The following is a 2323-nucleotide window of genomic DNA, read 5'->3' as shown; positions in this document are numbered from 1 at the left end:
GATACGGCTCGGGGTGTGGCTGGCGATCGGTCTTGCGATCTACTTCCTGTACGGCCGTCATCACAGCAAGCCCGCGGGGCGCTAGACTAGGCTCGGCGGACAACGGCCAGGAGGGCATCCGATGAGCACGAGCGCCGAGCATCAACGCACCGCACTGGTCACCGGCGCCAATTCCGGCCTCGGCAAGGCCATCGTCACCGCGCTGGCGACTGATGGCCTGCGTGTCGGGCTGGTGTCACGCGACCGCGCCCGCGGCGAAGTAGCGCTCGCGGATATTCGCGCCGCCACCGGCAATCAAGACTTGCACCTGTTCGTTGCCGATCTGGCCGATCAGGTCTCCGTCCGCGCTCTGGCGCAGGCGGTGCGCGACCGCTTCGACCGGCTGCATCTGCTCATCAACAACGCCGGCACCGCCTTTGCGGAGCGGCGGCTGAGCCCCCAAGGCATCGAATGCGCGCTGGCGACCAATCACCTCGGCCCGTTCCTGCTCACCAACCTGCTGCTCGACCTGATCAAGGCCAGCGCACCGGCGCGGATCGTCAATGTCGGCACCCGCATCGACGCAGAAATCGATTTTGACGACCTCAACTGGGACAAGCGCCCCTACGGCATGATGAAGGGCTACGCGCAGTCCAAGCTCGGCAACCTTCACTTCACCTTCGAACTGGCGCGCCGCCTGCAAGGCAGCGGCGTGACCGTCAATTGCGTATTCCCCGGCGTGTTCAAATCCAACCTCGGCGGCACCGACGGCGCCCAGGGCCTGTTCTGGAAGCTGCTGATCAAGTTCGGCGGTTGGGCGATCCCGACAGCCGAAACCGCCGCCCGGCGCGTGCTGCATCTCTCCAACGCACCGGAGCTTACGGGCGTCAGCGGTCAGTACTTCGCGGATCGCAAGACGATTCCCGCCCCGGCCCAGGCGCTCGACACCGAAGCCAATCGGCGGCTGTGGGAGATCAGTGAGCGACTGACCGGACTGTCACCGCCGCAAACCGGCATCGGCCAGGAGACGCCGTGACGCCTCCTCCCGCGACGTCCGCGGCGCAGCAAGCGCCGAGCGGCACCCCGCAAGAAGTGCTGCTTGTGTTTCTCAAGCTCGGCCTCACCTGTTTCGGCGGGCCGATCGCGCATCTGGGTTACTTCCGCGACGAGTTCGTCGTCCGGCGGCGCTGGCTTGACGAGCAGAGCTACGGCGATCTGGTCGGGCTATGCCAATTCCTGCCCGGCCCCGCCAGCAGTCAGGTCGGATTCGCGATCGGCCTCAAGCGCGCCGGCGCTCTCGGCGCGCTCGCCGCCTGGACGGGATTCACGCTGCCATCGGCGCTTGCGCTGGTGTTGTTCGCTTATGGCGCCGCCGCGCTCGACGGCCCGCTCGGCACCGGCCTGCTGCACGGGCTGAAGCTGACGGCGGTGGCGATCGTCGCCCAGGCGGTGTGGGGGATGTCGCGACAGCTTTGTCCGGATCGCGAGCGCGCGACCATCGCGGTGGCGGCAGCTCTGATCGTACTCCTCAGCACCCTGCCGGTCGCTCAGCTCGGCGCAATCGCGCTTGGCGCGATGGCCGGGATGTTGTGGTGCCGCAGCGACGCGCTGCAGAACTTCGGCGACGTCGGGGCGCGGGTATCACGGCCGGTCGGCGTGGCCGCGCTACTCGGCTTCGTCGTGCTGTTGCTCGGCTTGCCGCTCCTCGCTCAACTGAGCGGATCGTCGATCATTGCGGCGTTCGATGCGTTCTATCGCTCGGGTGCGCTCGTGTTCGGCGGCGGCCATGTGGTGCTGCCACTGCTCCGCGATGCGTTCGTCGGGCCGGGCTGGGTGAGCGACGACGCGTTCCTCGCCGGCTACGGCGCGGCGCAGGCCGTGCCGGGACCGCTGTTCAGCTTCGCCGCTTACTTGGGCGCGATCGCGGCGCCGGTCCGAGGACTGCTCGGCGCGGCGATCGGTCTGGTCGGCATCTTCCTGCCGGGCTTCCTGATCCTGCTCGGCGTGCTGCCGTTCTGGCATGGACTGCGGCGCTATCCGGCCGCGCAGGCGATGATGCGCGGGGTCAATGCCGCCGTAGTCGGCCTGCTCGGCGCCGCACTATATAGCCCGGTCTGGACCAGCACGATGCGCGGCACGGCCGACGTCGCGGTCGCGCTCACCGGCTTTGCGCTACTGACGATCTGGCGCGTGCCGCCGCTCGTTGTCGTCGCCTTCAGCGCGGCGGCGGGAATCGCCGGCGCGCTGTTCGGCTAAGCGCAGGAAGCGGTAAAGCGCTCACCGCCCCTTGCTGCGGCCCTTCTCGGCCGCCTTGGCCAGCGCCGCCGCGAACGCACCGCCGCCG

The 2323-nt window shown here is 68.7% G+C and carries 3 protein-coding genes; all 3 read left to right on the top strand.

Annotated features, from left to right (window positions below):
* The first annotated feature begins 1 nt into the window (after position 1).
* From DYI24_RS25140 to chrA, 3 genes are read left to right on the top strand one after another with little or no spacing between them, the layout of a single operon-like run.
* The gene (locus DYI24_RS25140; protein WP_349627817.1) at positions 2–85 is read left to right on the top strand and encodes an amino acid permease C-terminal domain-containing protein; all 84 of its coding nucleotides are present in this window, start codon (positions 2–4) and stop codon (positions 83–85) included.
* Positions 86–121: 36 nt separating this feature from the next.
* Positions 122–1015, top strand: coding sequence for an SDR family NAD(P)-dependent oxidoreductase (locus DYI24_RS25135; RefSeq protein WP_164574252.1), 894 nt, complete (start codon positions 122–124; stop codon positions 1013–1015).
* Positions 1012–2235 (top strand): chromate efflux transporter, encoded by a 1224-nt coding sequence (gene chrA / locus DYI24_RS25130; RefSeq protein ID WP_164574251.1) that lies wholly within the window; start codon positions 1012–1014, stop codon positions 2233–2235. The genes DYI24_RS25135 and chrA overlap by 4 nt, the downstream gene beginning before the upstream one ends.
* The last annotated feature ends 88 nt before the right edge of the window (positions 2236–2323 follow it).

The organism is Rhodopseudomonas sp. BR0C11, from assembly GCF_010820945.1.
In the GTDB taxonomy this organism is placed as follows: domain Bacteria; phylum Pseudomonadota; class Alphaproteobacteria; order Rhizobiales; family Xanthobacteraceae; genus Rhodopseudomonas; species Rhodopseudomonas palustris_H.
The sequence above is the reverse complement of the archived record's forward strand: the minus strand, read 5'-3'. Positions and strand labels throughout refer to the sequence as shown.

Bases quoted from the DNA above. Each gene is read 5' to 3' on its own strand.
- DYI24_RS25135 (WP_164574252.1), top strand. From the start codon at position 122: ATGAGCACGAGCGCCGAGCATCAACGCACCGCACTGGTCACCGGCGCC.